Annotated in this window: 18 protein-coding genes; 13 read left to right on the top strand and 5 right to left on the bottom strand. The window is 37.4% G+C overall.

The features are described from left to right. Nucleotides 1-57: 57 nt before the first annotated feature. Nucleotides 58-765, top strand: a complete 708-nt coding sequence (locus tag JUJ52_RS00260) for a class I SAM-dependent methyltransferase (RefSeq protein ID WP_166529955.1) — start codon at nt 58-60, stop codon at nt 763-765. A gap of 175 nt (nt 766-940) precedes the next feature. Here JUJ52_RS00260 and JUJ52_RS00255 read toward each other — a convergent pair whose 3' ends face one another. Then, nucleotides 941-1,210 (bottom strand): hypothetical protein, encoded by a 270-nt coding sequence (locus JUJ52_RS00255; protein ID WP_026682169.1) that lies wholly within the window; start codon nt 1,208-1,210, stop codon nt 941-943. A 373-nt stretch (nt 1,211-1,583) separates the two neighbouring features. On the opposite strand from JUJ52_RS00255, the gene JUJ52_RS00250 reads away from it, so the two are divergent. After that, entirely contained in the window at nt 1,584-2,648 is a 1,065-nt protein-coding gene (locus JUJ52_RS00250) for an isocitrate/isopropylmalate dehydrogenase family protein (protein ID WP_205388480.1), read from the top strand. A 155-nt stretch (nt 2,649-2,803) separates the two neighbouring features. Here the strand turns inward: JUJ52_RS00250 and JUJ52_RS00245 are convergent, their stop codons facing one another. Further along, on the bottom strand, nt 2,804-3,457 hold the full coding sequence (locus JUJ52_RS00245; protein ID WP_026682167.1) for a TetR/AcrR family transcriptional regulator: 654 nt from the start codon (nt 3,455-3,457) through the stop codon (nt 2,804-2,806). 660 nt (nt 3,458-4,117) lie between these two features. Between JUJ52_RS00245 and JUJ52_RS00240 the strand changes: the two genes are divergently transcribed. Together JUJ52_RS00240 and JUJ52_RS00235 are read left to right on the top strand one after the other, a co-directional pair. Then, entirely contained in the window at nt 4,118-4,870 is a 753-nt protein-coding gene (locus JUJ52_RS00240; protein WP_026682166.1) for an SDR family NAD(P)-dependent oxidoreductase, read from the top strand. Between the two features lie 479 nt (nt 4,871-5,349). Continuing rightward, entirely contained in the window at nt 5,350-5,721 is a 372-nt protein-coding gene (locus JUJ52_RS00235) for a YuzC family spore coat inner layer protein (protein ID WP_121605003.1), read from the top strand. A gap of 409 nt (nt 5,722-6,130) precedes the next feature. Here JUJ52_RS00235 and dpsA read toward each other — a convergent pair whose 3' ends face one another. Both dpsA and JUJ52_RS00225 read right to left on the bottom strand, forming a co-directional pair. Then, a complete protein-coding gene (gene dpsA, locus JUJ52_RS00230) occupies nt 6,131-7,009 on the bottom strand; it encodes a dipicolinate synthase subunit DpsA (RefSeq protein WP_026682164.1) in 879 nt (292 codons plus the stop codon). A gap of 480 nt (nt 7,010-7,489) precedes the next feature. After that, entirely contained in the window at nt 7,490-9,058 is a 1,569-nt protein-coding gene (locus JUJ52_RS00225; protein WP_121605004.1) for a glycosyltransferase, read from the bottom strand. Between the two features lie 255 nt (nt 9,059-9,313). Here JUJ52_RS00225 and yhfZ point away from each other — a divergent pair, with 255 nt between their 5' ends. The 9 genes from yhfZ (at nt 9,314) to JUJ52_RS00180 (ending at nt 18,223) form a co-directional block, all read left to right on the top strand. Next, on the top strand, nt 9,314-10,246 hold the full coding sequence (gene yhfZ, locus JUJ52_RS00220) for a GntR family transcriptional regulator YhfZ (RefSeq protein WP_034679368.1): 933 nt from the start codon (nt 9,314-9,316) through the stop codon (nt 10,244-10,246). Between the two features lie 61 nt (nt 10,247-10,307). Next, nucleotides 10,308-10,688, top strand: a complete 381-nt coding sequence (locus JUJ52_RS00215; protein ID WP_026682161.1) for a PRD domain-containing protein — start codon at nt 10,308-10,310, stop codon at nt 10,686-10,688. Next, nucleotides 10,685-11,044: a DUF2620 domain-containing protein gene (locus tag JUJ52_RS00210; protein WP_205388482.1), complete on the top strand. Its 360-nt coding sequence runs from the start codon at nt 10,685-10,687 to the stop codon at nt 11,042-11,044. The genes JUJ52_RS00215 and JUJ52_RS00210 overlap by 4 nt, the downstream gene beginning before the upstream one ends. Nucleotides 11,045-11,068: 24 nt before the next feature. Next, a complete protein-coding gene (locus JUJ52_RS00205; RefSeq protein ID WP_121605005.1) occupies nt 11,069-12,358 on the top strand; it encodes a YhfT family protein in 1,290 nt (429 codons plus the stop codon). Nucleotides 12,359-12,386: 28 nt separating this feature from the next. Beyond that, entirely contained in the window at nt 12,387-13,301 is a 915-nt protein-coding gene (locus JUJ52_RS00200; protein WP_026682159.1) for a phosphotriesterase family protein, read from the top strand. A gap of 1 nt (nt 13,302) precedes the next feature. After that, the gene (locus tag JUJ52_RS00195) at nt 13,303-14,427 is read left to right on the top strand and encodes an aminotransferase class V-fold PLP-dependent enzyme (protein ID WP_205388483.1); all 1,125 of its coding nucleotides are present in this window, start codon (nt 13,303-13,305) and stop codon (nt 14,425-14,427) included. A gap of 25 nt (nt 14,428-14,452) precedes the next feature. Beyond that, nucleotides 14,453-15,613 carry an alanine racemase gene (locus JUJ52_RS00190; protein WP_205388484.1) on the top strand — a complete coding sequence of 387 codons (1,161 nt, stop codon included), beginning with the start codon at nt 14,453-14,455 and terminating at the stop codon, nt 15,611-15,613. Between the two features lie 2 nt (nt 15,614-15,615). Further along, nucleotides 15,616-16,818, top strand: coding sequence for a phosphopentomutase (locus JUJ52_RS00185; protein ID WP_205388485.1), 1,203 nt, complete (start codon nt 15,616-15,618; stop codon nt 16,816-16,818). 472 nt (nt 16,819-17,290) lie between these two features. Next, the gene (locus JUJ52_RS00180) at nt 17,291-18,223 is read left to right on the top strand and encodes an aldo/keto reductase (protein ID WP_121605008.1); all 933 of its coding nucleotides are present in this window, start codon (nt 17,291-17,293) and stop codon (nt 18,221-18,223) included. Between the two features lie 65 nt (nt 18,224-18,288). Here the strand turns inward: JUJ52_RS00180 and JUJ52_RS00175 are convergent, their stop codons facing one another. Next, on the bottom strand, nt 18,289-19,539 hold the full coding sequence (locus JUJ52_RS00175) for a DNA polymerase IV (protein WP_166529961.1): 1,251 nt from the start codon (nt 19,537-19,539) through the stop codon (nt 18,289-18,291). Nucleotides 19,540-19,617: the final 78 nt, after the last annotated feature.

Here is a 19,617-nt window from a genome sequence, read left to right as displayed (position 1 = left end):
TTTTGTGACCGAAATTGTTGTATTGTCATAGTCTGACAATGAAAGGAGGACTTTAACGTGAATTATCTTGAAGGATTAGCCGAACTTGGAGTTGGAGGTGCACATCCAGGGGGATTGAAGTTGACAAAAGAGCTGTTGAAAAAGGAAAGCATTAATGAATCAACAGTGATTTTGGATGTAGGATGTGGGACTGGTCAAACGGCGGCATATCTTGCAGGGTTTTACCAATGTGCCGTTACTGCCGTAGATTATAATCAAATGATGGTGGATAAAGCGATAAATCGATTTAAGCTGCGCAAGCTTCCAGTTCAAACCATGAAAGCAGATATCACGCAGCTGCCACTGAAATCAGAGGAATACGATATGGTTATTTCAGAATCTGTTATTTCCTTTACAGAAATTACTCGTGCCCTTTCAGAAATCACTCGTATCTTAAAGCCAGGTGGAGTCTTTATTGCGATAGAAATAGTATGTGAACGCACATTAAGGGATCATGAAAAGAGGATGCTAACATCATTTTATGGATTTACGGAAATACAAACAGAAGAAGCATGGAAGCAACAATTGTACCGAGAAGGGTTTCATCACGTGCGGGTGGAAAAACCGAAGTTAAAAAAGGAAGAAATGACATTAGAGGATACAAATGATTTCGATCTATCTGAAAAGGTTGATGAAGATACGTTTGAAGTATTAGTTTTACATGAAGAATTAATGGAAAGGTTCAAAGAAAAACTAGGATTTAGAGTATTTAGATGTAAATTATAAGGCTAGTTTATTATGGGACTTCCTAGTACTATCCAGGATGTGGCCTTGTATCTGCTAGTATGTATAATATCAGAGCATCATTTTGATGTCCCTGATAACATGTACACGCTAAAAGAGCTAATAAAGAAAGGCAAGTTTAATTAAGTGAAGAGTATTGTTGAACACGTACTGATTTTTATGATGGATCAACTTTGTTCATATGGTTAGAAGTATCGATTGTAAGTTTTTCGATTAATCGTTTCTTTATGTCGTTATTAGATATATTCTCATTAAAAATTAGAAATGATTTATCTCCATCTTCTATTATGTTAAATGGACCAGTTTTATTGAAATGGTGATCATTAAAAATCATATCATTTGGGTAATTATCTATTTCGTTACCTTGACTTCCAGTTAAAATGGTAACGAAAATGATTGCTATACTTAATCCAGCAATTATTTTCACCGAGCAATCCCTCCTAAATGAAAAGCTACTCATTATTAATTTTCATAGCAACCTGTTTTCCATTAATAAAAGTTTCCAATATCGTTATGAATATCGAAATAAATTGTTTCATGATGATTAACCTCCCTACTGTTTAGTATTACAATTTTGATTATAGTATCTAAAGGAAGTATTACCTATGTATTTATGTGACGTTAGCCTTACAATAATGAAAGGTCAACTTTTTTATATCATGATGATGCACCTTAGATAATTGTAGTACCTTCATTCATGTATCGTTTTCTGATCCTTTGGTGTTTCGCTTAGTAGCATATTTACTACCTTCATTTTCATATACGTTAACAAAGAGGCTGTAAAGGAAAGGGGACAGTATATGGACTATAAAATAGCTGTTATTCCTGGTGATGGAATCGGTGTTGAAGTGATGAATGAAGCGTTAAAAGTATTGGAAATTATTAATACCAAAGAATCAATTCATATTACATATGATATATTTAATTGGAATTCGGATTATTATTTACAAACCAGTCGTATGATGCCAGAAAATGGATTAAAGCAGCTTAAGGAATATGATGCGATTCTTTTCGGAGCAATCGGAGATGAAAGAGTACCAGATGATGTTACATTATGGGAACTAATTATGCCAATTCGAAAATCATTTCAACAGTATGTTAACTTTCGACCAATTAAATTACTTAAAGGTATGGATACTCCGATACGTAACCAATCCACTAAACCGATTGATTTTGTGCTAATAAGAGAAAACGCAGAAGGAGAATACTCTAATGCTGGAGGAATAATGTTTGCGGGAGAACACAGGGAATTGGCGATCCAAAATAATATAATGACAAAACAAGGTGTTACACAAATAGCAGAATTCGCATTTTCCTATGCGCAAAAGCAAAATTTAACAAAGGTTACGAATGCAACTAAATCAAATGCGATTATTCACTCTATGAAATTTTGGGACAGAATTATAGAGGGTGTTGCTGGGGAATATCTAGATATTTCATATGAAAAATATTATATAGATGCATTGGCTGCATACTTTGTACAGCGTCCTCAAGATTTTCAAGTCGTATTAGCAACGAATTTATTTGGTGATATCCTTTCTGATTTAGGATCTGCAATTGTAGGAGGTTTAGGGATAACCCCTTCTGCAAACATAAATCCTGGAGGTGAGTTTCCTTCTATGTTTGAGCCGGTTCATGGTTCAGCTCCAGATATTGCTGGAAAAGGTATTGCGAACCCGATTGCTCAAATCTGGTCGTTGGCACTTTTGTATGAACAATTAGGTAGAAAGGATATCCATGATAAGGTAATAACAACTATTGAAGCCTTATTCATTAACAAGGTTAATTTAACTGCCGATATGGGAGGGACGGCGTCAACTACGGAAGTAGGAGATTCTGTTTGTACGATCTTAAAAAGCTTGTAAGAAAAGGGCGAGCAACGCTGAATAACATTTATCAAAATCGCAATAAATAATTTAAAACCAGAAAAAAACGGATGGCTGCAAATGCTAGTTGAGAACATTTGCAGCCATTCTGATTTTCTTTAGTAAAATACGACTGTACTAGTCTCCTTCGTTTGTTAGCTTGGTTGTAAGTAATCGATAAAAATATTTTTTAGGATTTTTAATTGTTCTTCAGCCTCTAAATCTCCTTTAAGCATAGGGATTCGTTCATAAAGCAACAGCTTTCTAGAAAAGAGCCCAAACGAATTCGTAATAGTGGTTAGAACCTTTTTTATATCGATGTCAGATCGTATAGATCCATCTTGTTTCCCATCTTCTATAATGGATGCAAGTATCACTGATATTTTATTTTGCGACCTATTATATGCTTCAATATCTTCCAACGGCTCTGTTTGTAGAGAAGCATAACTTTTAAAAACCTCAAGAAGCTGCATATTTTCCAGTTTCTCTTCATTTATTTCTGAGATAAAGAAATCAAACATTCTTTCCATTTTATCTAAACAACTACCATTCATATCAGCAATAGATTGAAAAATAGGTATATATTTTTCCACAATATTAATCGCTACTGCTACAATTAGCTTCTCCTTTTTAGGAAAGTATCGGAAGACAGTAGCAATTCCAATATTTTCTTCATCGGCAATTTCCTGCATGGTCGTATTGTCAAAACCTTTTTTAGCAAATACTTTTTCTGCAGCTAGGATAATACTATTTCTTCGCTTCATTTTCCCTTCCATTCTTTCTTGTTTCCATCTATCCTGCGGATTCATTGGTCTTTCTCCTTTTTAAATGATAAAAGTTTTATGTATATAAAGTGAAACTTCAATCAGTTGGAGGGGGGGTTATCCCCCACTGATTGTTAGTACCACAAGGGTATGACCTAAAGGCCTTTGAACCAATCGGACATTTACTGGCAGTTGATACCTCACTTATCCATATTAGTTTCGCTTTATTGCTTAAATTGGGATCTTACTGCCAGTTATATGCGGGATAAAGTGAAACTTCAATCAGTTGGAGGGGGGGTTATCCCCCACTGATTGTTAGTACCACAAGGGTATGACCTAAAGGCCTTTGAACCAATCGGACATTTACTGGCAGTTGATCCCCCACTTATCCATATTGGTTTCGCTTTATTGCTTAAATTGGGGTCTTACTGCCAGTTATATGCGGGATAAAGTGAAACTTCAATCAGTTGGGGGGTGTTTATCCCCCATTTACCAATATATGTGGGATAAAAAATTCGGAAAAGATGATAATTATAAATGAATATCATCTAAAAATCCTAGCAAACTAATTCATATTCGTCAATTTGAATCGTTTTTGAGCAATTCTATTGGAACTATTTCTTAAACAATACTATAATGATAATATCATAATGATAGTAAAACTATCATTATGATTAATTCACAAATTGAAAGGGGCTAATTAGCATGACAAGGCTTACAAATAAAGTTGCAATTATAACAGGATCTGGTAGTGGTATGGGAAAAGAAGAAGCATTGCTTTTTGCAAAAGAAGGTGCAAAAGTAGTTGCAACAGATATTCAAGTGAATGCTGTTCAAGAGGTAGTTGATGAAATAAAAGCAGCTGGTGGTGAGGCTCTAGCTTTAGCACATGATGTTACCTCAGAGGATGATTGGAAGAGTGTTATGCAAACGACCATTGATACGCATGGAAAATTAGATATTCTTGTAAATAATGCTGGAATTTCTCAGCCAGAACCAATGGAAGAATTGACGCTTGCACGCTGGAATCAAATTATTAATATTAATTTAACTAGTACATTTCTTGGTATAAAATTAGCTATTCCGCATATGCGTGAAAATAAAGGTGGATCGATCATAAATATTTCTTCCATTGCAGGATTGACTGGTAGTTCAGGTGCTGGTGCTTACACCGCATCTAAGGGTGGAGTACGTATGTTAACGAAAGCTGCTGCCGTTGATTATGGAAAAGACAATATTCGCGTGAATTCTGTTCATCCAGGATTTATAAAGACACCGATGAGTGAGGAATTCTTTGAACGAGAAGATATGAAGCAATGGTTCCTTGCACAAACTGCATTGCCGCAATTAGGTAAGCCAATCGAGGTAGCAGAAGCTGTGTTGTTCTTAGCATCAGATGCTGCCTATCATATCACAGGGGTGGAATTACCAGTCGATGGTGGCGTGGTTGCAAAATAAGGTGCGTAACGTAGAAAAGTGCTATGCAGAAAGTTTATTAAAATTATTACAAATCGTTTAGAACAAAAAAGCCGACCGCATTCATAAAGGTATCGCCCCCCTGTTAGAGTAAAAAATCTACCTGGGGGCGGCTTTAGCTTTTATTAACTACTCGTTTGATCTAGTGCTTTTTCAAGTGGTTTAAGCGTAGTAGCATGTAAAATATTCTCCTCATAGAATGTTGTTTACTCAGGTAAAGTTTGAACTGTATCCTTTAAAAGGCGAAATTTTTTGATTGTCGTATTTGAAAGGAACTAGTGGTAGTTCGTCTATATGGAAGTTAACAAGATACCGCTAGTAGAAACCTGTATGAATGACATAAATAATTTTCTGAAGTATAGGTTGCTCTCTTTTTCTTTCCATAAAAGGAGGTCCCAAAAATGAAACTTACTGCATATAAAGAGTATATAGGTAAATCTCCTTGTGAAAGGGGCTGAAGTATGATGTATTATTATGTTCCGAGTTATTATCCCACCACCTTATATCCTGTGTATATACCGGTTCGGGAGCAACTTCCTCCTGTTAATATAGAGTTTTTCTATGAATCAGCAAATGAAACGGTAAGGCTTATGAATGACGTACGTGTCGTTCTGAATAAGTTATCTACCTCAAAAGAATTTGATAGGCAGATAATGAGTGCTGCTCAACAGTCTGATCATGAAGAAGTGAAGCGCTTAATTCAATCATTAAATATTACTTCTACCATCGAGGTTGGGTTTACGCCAGATGAATTGCGTTTAAATTTCAGTAAAAAAACGGTTCATTCTAATCGGGACTGTTGCAAAATTACGATATTCCTGAGATGGAGATAAAGAAATGAGGATGAGGTTGGGACATATTTAAAACAGCATTTTAAGGTCTAATGATGAACAATACACTATTCTATCACCAGAAATATACGTAGACTCCTTGGAAAGAAGAGCGCTCTTTTTCTACGTGGAGTAACGTTGCTACAAGCCTTCCTTATCTTTCCAAAGGAAAGGTAGCAGTGAGCTGCCAAAGTGCGTCAGTAAGAGGAGAGACTCACCATTCGCTCGTGGAAAGCGAAGATATTTCTGGAGCGAGTTAGTTACACAAACCATCATTTCTAGTTGTTCCATATATAGATTACTTTTGTCTCTATCTCATTTGCTTCATAGTTCATGATGAACGAAACGATCGCTTCAACCGTGAGTATTTAATACGAATCGTAAAGGTGATCATTGTAATATGGTACAATTGTTAAGCTCTTTCTTCTAATAAGCTCAATAAAACATTAGCAATGATTATCCCAGCGGACTTTGATGCAACCTTACCTGGTAGACCAAGTGCATGCGAAGCTTTAATACCCTGTTTTGCTGCAAAGTTAAAGTCTGTTCCTCCGGGTTTTGATGCTAAATCAATGATAAACATACTTGGCTTCATTGCTGAAATGATGGTTTTATCAACTACGTTATCTGGTATGGTATTAATACAAATATCCATTGTTTCAATTGCTTGCTTTAAATCACGCAACTGAACGGGCGTAAAGCCCATCTCTGTAATGCGAGCGATTGCGGTGGAGCTTCTAACTGCGACAGATACATGTGCACCAACCGATTGAAATAATCTTGCGACCGTCATGCCTACTCTTCCAAATCCAAGTATACTAACATTAGAGCCATGTATTGTTACATCTGTTTCTTCTATGGCTATTTTAAGTGCACCTTCAGCGGTTGGAATAGAATTATAAATAGCAATATCATCACGAGCAAAGAGTTTAACTAATTTACGATTCGTAGCAGCTGTTGCATGATCTAAGTAATTATTGGAAGTACCGGTGTAAATAACACAATTTGATGGTGTACAAGATAAAAGCTGTTCGGTTAAATATATTGACTTGTCTGAATAAGTTACTTCTACTTTTCCTTTTGTATCAGTACCAGCAACAGGAAGTATAATAGCATTTAAAATGGAGTGGTCAATACTTTCTAACTCGACATGCTGAACATTTATTTCATTAAAATGAATATGATCATATCCAATCACGTAGACGGTTATGTTTTCCTGCGCTAACATGCGGATCACATGTAGATATCGAGCATCTCCACCCATTATCAATACATGTAAATTATTTTGCAAATAAAACATCTCCCTTCAGGTAAATACATTCATTCGTACAAGAGCTGATTACTTTATTAAAGAATAATATTGCATAACATAAATAAGAAACGATGGAGCAAACAAAACTCACTTTTTTATTTTACAATACATTGCTTGTCTCTTATGACAATTTTCTTATTATGAGGAGAATATAAGTATACGAGGGTTTGAATAAAGTAGTTAGATCACAAAAGAAGACCAACTTAAGTACAAAAGCATAAGCGTCCGATTAGAAACGTAACGATTGGAGCGAGTCAACGGAGGTAAAGGAATCACGGTGAGCTTGCGAGCCAATGATGACTTATCGTAAGGTGATTTGTGAAGTCGCCTCGTTTCTGGGCGCTGAAGCTGGAAGTGGCTTAACGCGCCGATATTTATCCATATGGGGAAAATGTTATGATTTCCTAGACTATAAAAAAAGTCCCAATTTGATAGATTGAGACTCTATGGCTCAGTTGACTAGTCTTGCCATTTAATTAATCTAGGGTGCGCATCTAAAATAGATTGATATTGTTCGTTCCAGCCAAATTCACTATCTGGATCAAGCTCTAAATATCGGTTATATTTTTGCTGACGCTCCTTAGCATTTGTCCAGCCAAAATGTTTAATTCGTAGTCGGGAAATTGCATTTGGCAGATGATAAATATTCGCAGGAAATCTACCACAATGAAACCTTTTCTTCTTCCATTGATAATCAAAGTTTGGTTGATATCGTAATAAAAATGGCCGATAGCACAAATGGGATTGCCAGTAATTATCATCTCTATAATGTTCTTCATCCCACATATCATAGAGTCTGAAGCTATAGAGATCGATATCCGATTGATTGATTAATTCACGAATCTCATTTGTCGCTTTATCTTCTAACAGTTCATCAGCATCTAGATTCAAAATCCAGTCTGGTTTTGTTTTTATTGTTTCCTCCCATTGTTGTTTTCTTAGTTCTACTTCATTTGCAAATGTAGATCTTTTGTTTTGGACGATATGCGTCGGAATGCCAGCTAAAATTTGTTTACACACCTCTATACTATTGTCCTCACTGCCATCATCAATAATAACCGCCGAATCAATGAAGTCCCTATGCTGAAGTAATACTTTTTTTAAATATCGTGAGGCTTCATTTTTCATAATCATGGATAATGTTATTTTATTGTTATTGTCTTTACTAATACGCTTAGCTAAGATATCAGATACTTCTAGAGGAGAGATACGTTCTTGATTATCGTCCTTGTAATCCTCTACAGCTTCAAGATCCGAGCTACGGTAAATATGGTAAGCTGGATAGTGTGTGTCAACATATAATGATAATCCTAATGCCTGTGCTCTAATACAAAAGTGACGATCCTCCCCCCAAAAAGAAAGATTCGGAATTGGACTAAAGTTTACACCAGTATTTAATGCGTGTGCACTAAGTAACGTACATGCACCTAATCCACCAACTTCATACGTTCCAGGCACCTTTAATTGATTAATGAATTCCATAGTTCTGCGTTTTTTTTCTTCATCTGATAATCGTTCTCCATGTGTAGCGTGATATAAAGTATATTCATCTTGAACCCATACTTGTGGAAGTGGGTCTGCGTTTATCTGCCATTTTGTCCAAAAGATGGTAGAAATAATGTTCTTGTCTATTCGAATTAAATATTCAATGGTGTTTGGATGAATAAGAAGGTCTGAATCAATTAAGAATAAATAATCATACCCTTTATCCCTTGCCTGTTTGATAATTTGATTCTTAAATTCAGCTACTTTCCAGATAGCTTGATGATTCCAAATATGCGTATTACCATTACGAGAATACCCCTGATGGTCATAGGGAGAGGGAGCAATAATTTCTGTACTGCCTTCATTATCTTGAGCGAAGTTCCTCAATAGTTGCTTTGAAGCTTTATCAGTATTATCATCAACGAACATATAATGGATAGTAATATTTGTTTGCTTCAGCTCAGATAAAGATGTTAAAAATTCTTTTAGAATAGGGTATTCCTGATGAATGGGTGACCCGATTAAGACACTGTGTTGTTTCATCCGAAATAGTACCTCCTTGTATGCGCGTAACAAAATAATCCTTGTAGTATTATATCGATCCGTTCATCAAATGTTCATTGTTTGCTGTTTTTTAGGTAATGTAGAGTGGACAGCAAGGCAAAACCATCCTGTCTGTATGGCAATCGATATTAGGGTGAAAACATTAACAAAATCAATAAAATTATTATTGCAATTCATTTATGTAAGCGGTATAATTGCAATATACAATATTTTGTATATTATGAAGGAGTCGATATGAGCAGAATTTGGGAAAGTTTATTTTCAAAAAATGGTTTAGCGGCAAAAGAGATAGCTGGAAAAATGCTGCATATTCAAGAGGGGGATAGAATTCCTAGAGTAAGCGACTTAGCGAAAACATTAGAGATTGGAAATGGAACCGTTCAAGGTGCTTTAAAGGTTTTAGAAAACTTGCACGCTATTCATTTGGAAGCAAGGGGACATCTTGGAACGTTTTTACGAAAGAAAGATGTTGTATTACTGAAAGAAATAGCAGGTGTTGGCTCGTTAATAGGTGCTATGCCGCTGCCATATTCACCTAAGTATGAAGGGTTGGCAACAGGATTAATTGAGGCATCGGAAGCGATGTTAAATCATATCGACCTTGCTTACATGAGAGGATCTAAACAACGGCTTGAGTCGTTAAAGGCAAGAAGGTCTGATTTTGTAATTATGTCCCAGCTTGCAGCTGAACAAGAAGTTTCTGAGGATGAGAATCTAGAGATAGCGCTGAATTTTGGAGCCCATACGTATGTTACAGCACACCAAATCTTTTTTTCTAACCATGGTGAACAAAAAATAAAAGATGGTATGCGTGTCGGGATAGATTATACTTCAATAGATCAATCGAAAATTACACTCATGGAATGCAGAGGCCTTGATGTTGAGTTAATACCTGTTAACTATATGCAGCTCTTTGAAATGCTTTTAAAGGGAGATCTCGATGCAGCAGTTTGGAATGCTGATGAAAATCGAGCAAGAGAAACCTTCCAAGTAGGCGAATTTCAGTCAGCGTCTACACGGCAAGTCGTGAAAAATGCATCTACTTCGGTCATTCTTATTGAAAAAGATCGAAAAGATGTAAAGGAATACATTACAAAGCTGGATAAAGAAAAAATACTACGAATTCAGCAACAGGTTGTGAATAAGGAAAAGCTCCCACACTATTAGTGTGAGGCAGTTTTTTATCATCAATATACAGAAAACTGTATTTTATCTAGGGGGTATATGTATGAATGTAGCTGAATTAGAAGATAGACTCCACATTTTAGTCTTAGGGGAGGTAATAACGAAAGAAGCATGTCATATTACTTTAGCTGCTTTTCAAGAATTAGTGAATGAATTAGAGCTAGAAGAGGTGGATCAGGCAGAAATGTTATTTACTCACTTACCTTCTGCATTGACAAGAATTGAAAGAGGTGAAGCTCTTGAGGCCCCATCTCCTGCTATTATGGAAGAAGTGAAGCAATCTGCTTATTATCTAGATGCAGAAAGACATGTGAATAAGGTACAACAGAGCTGGGAGAAAGAGCTTCCTCAGGAAGAAAAGGAATTTTTATACATGCATTATACAAACGTATTAGCTATGAATAAAGGAGGAAATAAAAAATGAAAATTGTTATAGGTGGACAAGTAGAGAAAAAAGCGATTGAAGCGTTAATTAAAGATGTGGATCCCGCTGTTGAGACTGTTGTGAAGTCAGATTTAGATGCAGCAATGGCCATGAAAACAGGTCAAGCCGATTATTATTTAGGTGCTTGCCATACTGGTGGTGGCGGTGCACTTGCAATGGCAATTGCGATGATAGGAAAAGATAAATGTGAAACGGTGTCTATGCCAGGGAAGAAGCCTGACGCTTCCAGAGTAGCAGAGGCTGTAAAAGAGGGGAAAATAGCTTTCGGTTTTACTGGTGATCATATGGAAGCAGCGGTTCCTATGATCCTTCAAGCTTTAAAAAATAAAGGATAATCACAAATAAAGGGGGACTATTAGATGGAAATGATATTTGTAATTTTGATTGGGGCAATTGCCGCTGTACTAGCCAACATGAACATAGCCGTTTTCAATGATGGGTTACGGCCAATTGTATCGGAGCATTTAGAGGGACGATTGAAGCGTAGAGAGCTAGGGCTAACGGCATTTGCCATGAGTTTTGGTTTAGTAGTAGGATTTGGAATACCTTTTACCATTACAGCAAGTATTATTTTGATTCATAGTATTTTACTTGGAACAGATATTATTGGCTTGATGACACCGAAGAATAAGTGGGGTACACCCGTTGCCGCAGTAATTGGTGGTTTATATGGTTGGGGACTATTGATGGGATTGGAAGGCTTTGTAAAGCTATTTGAATACTTACCTGTTAACTTCCTTGAACCGATGGGAGAGGTAGGAACACCAGTAGTTGTAACATTTATGGCTTTCCCAGCATTAGCAGTTGCGATGCAATTTAGTGTTAAGAAAGGGATTGTTACGTTTATTGTAGCGGCACTAGTTAGGCAGCTAGCGGTGTTTGTCAATGATAGTGGCTTCCTAAGTATCGGTGATAACGTGATCACGTTAAATCAAGAGGGTATGGCTCTTATCGCTGGTATGATTTTCTTATTTGCTTTTGCTATGAGGGAAAAGGCGGAAGAAGGTTCATCTGTTGACTTAGCATCCATATTCAGTGAGAAAGTTAAATCAATTAAAAAGAATGTTGTCTTCTTTATGATTATTGGTGCACTAATTGCTGGTGCGACGAATCTATTACTAATGGCCGGAGACCCAATTTCTCTTAATCTATTAGCTGAAGGAAAGCAAACAGATGCTGGAATTGCTGCTGCAGCTAGAGCCATTGGTTTCATTCCTTTAGTTGCCAGTACAGCAATAGCTACTGGTGTCTACAGTCCTGTTGGATTCACCTTGATATTTGTAGTTGGTCTATTCGTACCAAATGTTTGGGTGGCAGTAATTGTTGGGGCTATTGTTATCTTTTTAGAAGTAATGTTATTAAGTTCGATTGCTAAGTTCTTAGACAAATACCCTGGTGTAAGGAACTCAGGGGAAAATATTCGTAGTGCAATGACAAAATTATTAGAAGTTGCCTTATTAATTGGAGGGGCAAATGCAGCAAATATCATTGCACCTGGTTTTGGATTCTTCTTTATCGCAGGCTTCTATTTATTGAATGAGGTTGCTGGAAGACCAATCGTCCGAATGGCGGTTGGGCCTGTTGGAGCAATCGCAGTTGGTGTTATTGCAAACATATTGGTACTACTAGGAATTATGTCAGTATCTTAAGTACAAACAGCATAGGAGTGATTAGCAAATGATACAGACTGTAAAGGGAAAAATTGAGAAAGAAGCATTTGGTGTTTGTGCGGCGCATGAGCACCTCTCCATTGACTTATCTAGAGTAAAAGGGGATCCAGATACAATTTTGGATGATGAACAAGGGATGATGGAAGAACTTGCTTATTTTTATCAAGCAGGTGGACGATCCTTGATAGAACTGACGAATGATGGAATGGGAAGAGATGTCAAAAGGCTAGTTCGTTTAAGTGAAGCATCTGGTGTACACATTGTTACATGTACTGGTTTTTATAAAGATCCATTCATACCTGAATTTGCCCAGGGGTGGGATCGTGAACAATTTGCTACTCATTTCATAAAAGAAAGTAAAGAAGGAATTGAGGATACAGGTGTTCTTCCTGGAATTATCGGGGAGGTAGGGACAAGTGTTAATGAGATAAAACCAGTGGAAAAAGAGCTCATTATTGGAGCTGGCATGGCTGGTCTAGAGACAGGCTTACCGATTTCCACCCATACATCTTTAGGGACGCTAGGTAGTAAGCAAGTGGACATGTTTTTTGCATTGGGATTACCGAAGGAACAAATAATCATTGGTCATCAGGATTTAAATCCTAATAAGGAAGAGGTTTTAGACGTACTTCAATCTGGTGTATATATTGGATTTGATACGATTGGTAAGAATAATTACAGACCGGATGAGGAGCGTTTGGACTTTCTATTAGATTTTATTGAGAGAGGTTTCCATAAACAAATTGTTTTGTCAGCAGACTTAACACGAAAATCCCATTGGCATAAATTTGGTGGTCCGGGATATGATCTTGTGTTAAACGATTTTATCCCTGCATTAAAAAAACGTGGTGTAACGGAGACGGTAATTACAGACCTGCTTGTAAAAAATCCAGCAAATGCATTTTCAGTAAAGGAGCGGTAATATGGCTTACAATCCGGAAAAATTAAAATATGCTTCATCTGTACTTCCAACGTTGACAGTTGAGGAGGCTCAACAGCTTCAATTTAAATTAACCCATAGTATGAGTAAATATTTTACAGGTGATCAATTCTTATCTATGGGTGACCTTGGTGTCGCTCCTCGTTATCAGAAACCAGAACAAACGGAAAGGGTAGAGCGTGTTATTGCCGATTTTTTTGAAGCTGAAAAGTCTGCTCTCGTTCGAGGTGCAGGTACAAGTGCGATTCGAATCATTCTGAGCACGCTCCTTGAAGCTGGTGATAGCATGTTCATTCATACTGCTCCTGTTTATACAACGACGAAGGATACGATTCGTATTCTAGGTATTCAGACAGAATCAATAAATTACAATGATTTGAATGCTGTAAAGGAAGCTGTGCAACAGAATCAATCCTGTAAGCTTTTTTATATTCAGCATGCAAGGCAACAGCCGACAGATATCTACCATCTAAAAGAGGTTATTCAAACGGTGAAGAATATTCGTTCAGACCTTCCAATCGTTGTTGACGATAATTATTGTGCGATGAAAGCTTATGGGATTGGTGTAGAATATGGTGCTGATTATTCTACGTTTTCCGGATTCAAGCTGCTTGGGCCAGAAGGTATTGGAGTAATTGTAGGGAAAAAAGACGGTATAGAGACACTACAGCAACGAAATTATTCTGGTGGTGGACAAGTACAGGGATATGAAGCGATGGAACTTTTACGTATGATGACATTTGCTCCAGTATCACTAGCAACGCAGAATGAACAGGTTGAAGAGGTTTGTAAACAATTAAATGAGGGCGTCATCGAAGGAATTGCAGCAGCCTATATGACAAATGCGCAATCAAAAAATGTCATTGTTGAGCTAGAGCAGCCAATTGCGCAAGAAGTTATTCAAAACAGTAATGGACTTGGTGCTGCTACTCATCCAGTAGGCGCAGAATCAAAATATGAAATTATTCCAATGATTTATCGTGTTTCAGGCAGTTTTATTGAAGCACAGCCACACTTAAAACAATATGGATTACGCATTAACCCGATGAAATCGGGAGCATCCACAGTTATTCATATCTTAAATAAAGCAATAAAAATGGTCAACTAGATTTTTATGAAGGAGGGGTGCTTCCATGTTTTTGCATACAACAATACAAAGAAATCCAGAGCTGATATATGCCGGGCTTTCGTTACATCAAAACGGAGAGATTCCTCCAAATACGTATATTATCGATGTAGATGCTCTAAAAGCAAATGCCAGCATGTTAGCAGATACTGCTAAAAAGCATGGAATGGAATTATATTTTATGAGTAAGCAGCTAGGCCGATTTCCGGAGGTTGTAAATTATATCGTAGAAAGTGGAATAAAAAAAGCAGTAGCTGTTGACTTTGATGAAGGTAAAGTACTCGCAGATCACGGTATCGCGATAGGTAATATTGGACATTTGGTTCAACCTGGAAAGCATCAGTGGAAGGAGATACTTAGCTGGAGCCCAGAGGTTGTTACGATATTTTCATATGAGCGTTCAAAACAATTATCAGATGCAGCAGTAGATATTGGTACAAAGCAGGATATTTTATTGAAAGTCGTTGGCCCTGAAGACAGTATTTATGAATCGCAGGAGGGTGGGATTCCACTAGGTGAGCTACATCGAGAACTTGATCGAATACTAACCTTACCTGGTGTTCGGATAATAGGTGTAACTACTTTTCCTAATTTACAATTAGCGGATAATAAGCAGGAAATGGTTGCAACTGCTAATCTCACAACGTTATTAAAAGGAAAGCAATTACTAGAAGAGAAAGGAATTACAGTAAAACAGGTCAATGGTCCGAGTGGGACGAGTGTTGACACGATTCCGTATCTAGCTGCTCACGGAGTAACTCATGGTGAGCCAGGACATGGATTAACAGGGACAACACCAATACATGCGTTTAAGAGGTTGCCAGAAATTCCTGCAATGATCTATGTTTCTGAAGTATCACACGAAACGAAAGACAATTATCAGGTTATTGCTGGTGGTTTTTATGGGAGATCGAATATGGAAGGCTGTTTAGTAGGAAGTCACAAAGAATCCATTCTTCAACAGTATGTGGCGGCAAGGCAAAGTAGCCCAGAAGCTATTGACTATTACGGTTCCATTGCAAAACCAGATTGTTTTAAAGTAAAGATTGGCGATACAGCTATTTTTTCCTTCCGTACACAAATATTTGTAACCAGAGCTCATGTAGCACTTGTTGAAGGGATACAGTCTGGAACACCCGAGCTTGTACATCTAGAAAGGAAGTGGTGATCATGGCGAAAATGACATTACTTGTCATTGACAGCTTTGGAATTGGCGCAATGGATGATTGTGTTGATTATCAACCATCTGATTGCACGGCTAACACGTATAAGCATATTCGTGATGTGAAAAAAGATGATTTACAAATTCCCTTTATGTATCAATCAGGTCTTGGGGCTTTGGTTGACAATCAAGTTCCACCACCAAATGCCTATGGTCGTTCCAAATTAGCTCATCATGGCGCAGATACGTATTTGGGACATCAAGAAATAGCTGGAAGCTGCCCCAAAAAATCGCATAAGCGTCTAATGAAGGACATTCATTTAACAATGAAAGTTGCACTAGAGAACGCTGGATATCGTGTGACGTATCCAATTGCAGATTGTCCCATATTATTAGTGAACGATGCAGCAGTTGTTGCTGATAATTTAGAATCAGCATATGGAAATATTATTAATGTAACAGCTGATTTCAAGAAGATGCCTTTTTCAGAAGTTAAAAAGCTTGGTCGTGTCGTCCGTGAGAACGTAGATACTACTCGAGTGATTGCTTTTGGTGGACCATATACGTCGATCGAGCATATTTTGTCCTGTGTAGAAGAAAAGCATAAAGGACAATGGGGAGTGAATACGCCGAAAGCCAAGGTTTATGGAGAGGGCTATAATGTGTATCACATGGGCTATGGTGTTGAAATTGACCAGCAATTCCCGATGATTGCTGCGCACCATGGTTTGAAGGTTCATCGCTTAGGAAAAACTGCAGATGTATTGCATGGTGAGGGACCATCTGATCCGATTGTTAACACTACCGATCTCCTCCATACTGTGAGTCATGTTTATGAACAGGAAGAAGCAGACGCAGCTTTTCTCATAAATGTACAGGAAACAGACTTGGCAGGACATGCTGAGGATGTTAATTGGTATTGTCAGCTATTAAATGAAACTGATAAGTGGTTATCTGATTCGTTTCTCCCTTTAATGGCAGACGATGATTTGCTAATTGTTATGGCTGACCATGGAAATGATCCAACAATTGGCCATACTAATCATACAAGGGAATATGTGCCGATTTTGATTCTTGGTAAGAAGGTAAAACAGGCGAATATTGGCCTCCGGGATACAATGGCTGATGTTGGTGCTACATTCTGCGATTTCTTTCAGCTACCATCAACGGCAGAAGGAAAAAGCTTCTTATCTGAAATAATAGACCGATAGATTTCATATAAAGAGGCTGGACAAAACACAACTTCTTACTCAAAATACGAATAATCATATTATCAATAGGAGTAGCATTGCCGTACCGTGAAACTATACGCTCTTTCCGCGGGAACGGCCTCAGCTAACTGGGTAAAGAAAAACACGTTACCACGTGGATCTTCGGACTCGTGCTGTTCCCGCTGGAGTCTCGCTTGTTTTAGATGTTCAACGAATGATTTTAATCAAAAAACGAACGATAATTAATTTAAACTAATTATTGTTCGTTTTTTGCTGTTTTTCCGTTCTTTTGTCTCAGCCTCTTTGCTTTATCCCACATATAACTAGCAGTAACCCCCACGGATTGAAGTTTCATTTTATGTGCAATGACTAATTGCATACTTTGTTTTTAAGCTATAAGCAATATCGTATCTTGAATTTAGAAAACATGTTAATATTGCATTAATCCTATCGGGAAAGGAGTTTTTACTTTATGGCTAAGCAAACGTATTTAGGGAAATCTGATATTTCGGTCTACCCAATTGGGCTAGGGACAAATGCTGTTGGTGGACATAATATTTATCCGAATCTGTTAGATGAACGTGAGGGCCAGGATGTTGTGCGTAAGGCGCTGAATAATGGGATTAATATGCTAGATACAGCCTTTATCTATGGACCAGAGCGTTCTGAAGAGCTAATTGGTGAAGTAATGAAGGAATATAAGCGAGAAGATATTATCATCGCAACCAAAGGTGCACATAAATTTATCGGTGATGATATTGTGATGGATAATTCACCAGCATTTTTAAAACGATCAGTAGAGGATAGTTTGCGTCGTCTGCAAACAGACTATATTGATTTATTTTACATTCATTTTCCAGATGAAGATACGCCAAAAGATGAAGCTGTAGGCGCATTAAAAGAGTTAAAAGATGAAGGGAAAATTCGATCCATTGGTGTTTCTAATTTTTCTCCGGAACAATTAAAGGAAGCGAATAAAGATGGATACGTTGACGTACTGCAAGCAGAATACAATCTATTAAAACGTGATGCGGAAACGAAATATTTTCCTTATACCGAAAAAGAAAATATTACGTTCATTCCTTATTTTCCATTAGAATCAGGTTTATTAGCTGGGAAATATAATATAAATAGTACTTTCACTGATTTGCGAGCACAGAACCCTAATTTTCAAGGTGAGAAATTCGAAGAAAATCTTGCGAAAGTAAAACAGGTTAACATGATAGCTGAAGCATATGGCGAAGAGGTAGTGCATATTGTACTGGCCTGGTATTTGACACAGCCTTCGGTTAATGTTCTTATTCCTGGAGCTAAGCGTCCTGATCAAGTACTTAGCAATAAAAGAGCTGCTGAGATTTCTCTTTCGCAAGCAGATGTACAAAAAATTAGTGATATATTTGCATAGCTGTTAGTTTCCGAGCACTTTTTGCTGTAAGCAAATGGTGCTCTTTTTAAAAAGGGGAGTTTGTTTTAAGCGTAATGACCACCAATTTTTTGGCTTCTTTCTAGGGTAATTCCAGCGTCTGTGTAACTGATGGCACGGAGAATAGAAGTAGAACCATATTTGGCACGGATAGCGTCCATCGTATAACCAATATCATTTTTCTTTGCCCTGTCTTCAAACAAATTGAGCTGTGTTTCTTGTTTTTTATATAAATTATCTAATGTAACATAGGCACGACGAACGCTGCTTACTCCATCATAAAACTGTAAAAACAAATCCATACAAACATGGTAAACATCCATCGTCACATTTGTCGGGATTTGGATAGAGCGAGAACGGGAAAAACCACCTCCTGTAGCTTTAGAATAGCCGATTGCTAGATGAATCGTTTTACCAGCCATGTTAGCAGTGCGAGCTCTACGACATACTTCTTCACAAAGGTCAAGTAGACAAACTTCTGTTTCTTGCATAGAGTAATCACGTAGTAAGGAAATACCATGACCAAATCCCTTTTGTTCCGTTTTAACAAAATCACCGAGGACTGGGCTTAAATCGATTCCCCAAGCATGCCAATAAAGCTGTTCTCCCATCACCCCAAAACGTTTTTTTAAGTGATTTAAATCATAGCGTGCAAGCTGTCCCAGTGTGACAATCCCCATCTTGTTTAAATTATTCTTCATTCTACTGCCAATTCCCCATATTGCTTCTATCGGAAATGACCATAACTTTGCTTCGACATCCTCATATTTGCATTCCGCAATTCCTTGCTTTTTGGCATGAAGATCCATAACAACTTTTGCAAGGAATTTATTATCACCGATACCAATAGAGCTCGTAATTCCAAAGCATTCAAGGATGTCGTGCTTCATCCGTTTTGCCACTTCCCAACGACTGCCAAACAATTTTGTTAATCCATTAACGGTAACCCAGACTTCATCAACAGAGTATGGATGAATAGCTTCCTTAGGCACATACTGATTAATTAATTTGGTTATTTCAGCAGACACATATAAGTAATCAGCCATATGTGCACGGACAATATATAAATCTGGATCATCCGGTAGCTCAAAAAAGCGGCTGACATTGCTAATTCCATATTTTTTCTTTAAAGCTGGCGATGCTGCCAGTACAATACTTCCTGATCGGTTCGGATCCCCTACAACTGCAAGCAGGACCTTCATTGGATCTTTTCCTAATTTAATTGCTTCGACACTTGCATAAAAGGAGCGCATATCAATGCAAAGTACATCGTTGCGTGGATAAGAAGCATAGTTCATATTAATCCACCTCCGAAAAAAGAACGTTTGTTCTTATTGTATGCTGATAGCCCTATTTTATTCAATGGAAATATATGC

Origin of the sequence: Virgibacillus sp. AGTR (assembly GCF_016919725.2) — a bacterium.
In the GTDB taxonomy this organism is placed as follows: Bacteria; Bacillota; Bacilli; order Bacillales; family Amphibacillaceae; genus Virgibacillus; species Virgibacillus salarius.
This window is presented reverse-complemented; position numbering and strand designations above follow the sequence as displayed.

Excerpts from the sequence above, each read along its gene's own strand:
- JUJ52_RS00250 (WP_205388480.1), top strand. The coding sequence starts at position 1,584 with ATGGACTATAAAATAGCTGTTATTCCTGGTGATGGAATCGGTGTTGAA.
- JUJ52_RS00245 (WP_026682167.1), bottom strand. The coding sequence starts at position 3,457 with ATGAATCCGCAGGATAGATGGAAACAAGAAAGAATGGAAGGGAAAATG.
- JUJ52_RS00240 (WP_026682166.1), top strand. The coding sequence starts at position 4,118 with ATGACAAGGCTTACAAATAAAGTTGCAATTATAACAGGATCTGGTAGT.
- JUJ52_RS00235 (WP_121605003.1), top strand. The coding sequence starts at position 5,350 with ATGATGTATTATTATGTTCCGAGTTATTATCCCACCACCTTATATCCT.
- JUJ52_RS00225 (WP_121605004.1), bottom strand. The coding sequence starts at position 9,058 with ATGAAACAACACAGTGTCTTAATCGGGTCACCCATTCATCAGGAATAC.
- yhfZ (WP_034679368.1), top strand. The coding sequence starts at position 9,314 with ATGAGCAGAATTTGGGAAAGTTTATTTTCAAAAAATGGTTTAGCGGCA.
- JUJ52_RS00215 (WP_026682161.1), top strand. The coding sequence starts at position 10,308 with ATGAATGTAGCTGAATTAGAAGATAGACTCCACATTTTAGTCTTAGGG.
- JUJ52_RS00210 (WP_205388482.1), top strand. The coding sequence starts at position 10,685 with ATGAAAATTGTTATAGGTGGACAAGTAGAGAAAAAAGCGATTGAAGCG.
- JUJ52_RS00205 (WP_121605005.1), top strand. The coding sequence starts at position 11,069 with ATGGAAATGATATTTGTAATTTTGATTGGGGCAATTGCCGCTGTACTA.
- JUJ52_RS00200 (WP_026682159.1), top strand. The coding sequence starts at position 12,387 with ATGATACAGACTGTAAAGGGAAAAATTGAGAAAGAAGCATTTGGTGTT.
- JUJ52_RS00195 (WP_205388483.1), top strand. The coding sequence starts at position 13,303 with ATGGCTTACAATCCGGAAAAATTAAAATATGCTTCATCTGTACTTCCA.
- JUJ52_RS00190 (WP_205388484.1), top strand. The coding sequence starts at position 14,453 with ATGTTTTTGCATACAACAATACAAAGAAATCCAGAGCTGATATATGCC.
- JUJ52_RS00185 (WP_205388485.1), top strand. The coding sequence starts at position 15,616 with ATGGCGAAAATGACATTACTTGTCATTGACAGCTTTGGAATTGGCGCA.
- JUJ52_RS00180 (WP_121605008.1), top strand. The coding sequence starts at position 17,291 with ATGGCTAAGCAAACGTATTTAGGGAAATCTGATATTTCGGTCTACCCA.
- JUJ52_RS00175 (WP_166529961.1), bottom strand. The coding sequence starts at position 19,539 with ATGAACTATGCTTCTTATCCACGCAACGATGTACTTTGCATTGATATG.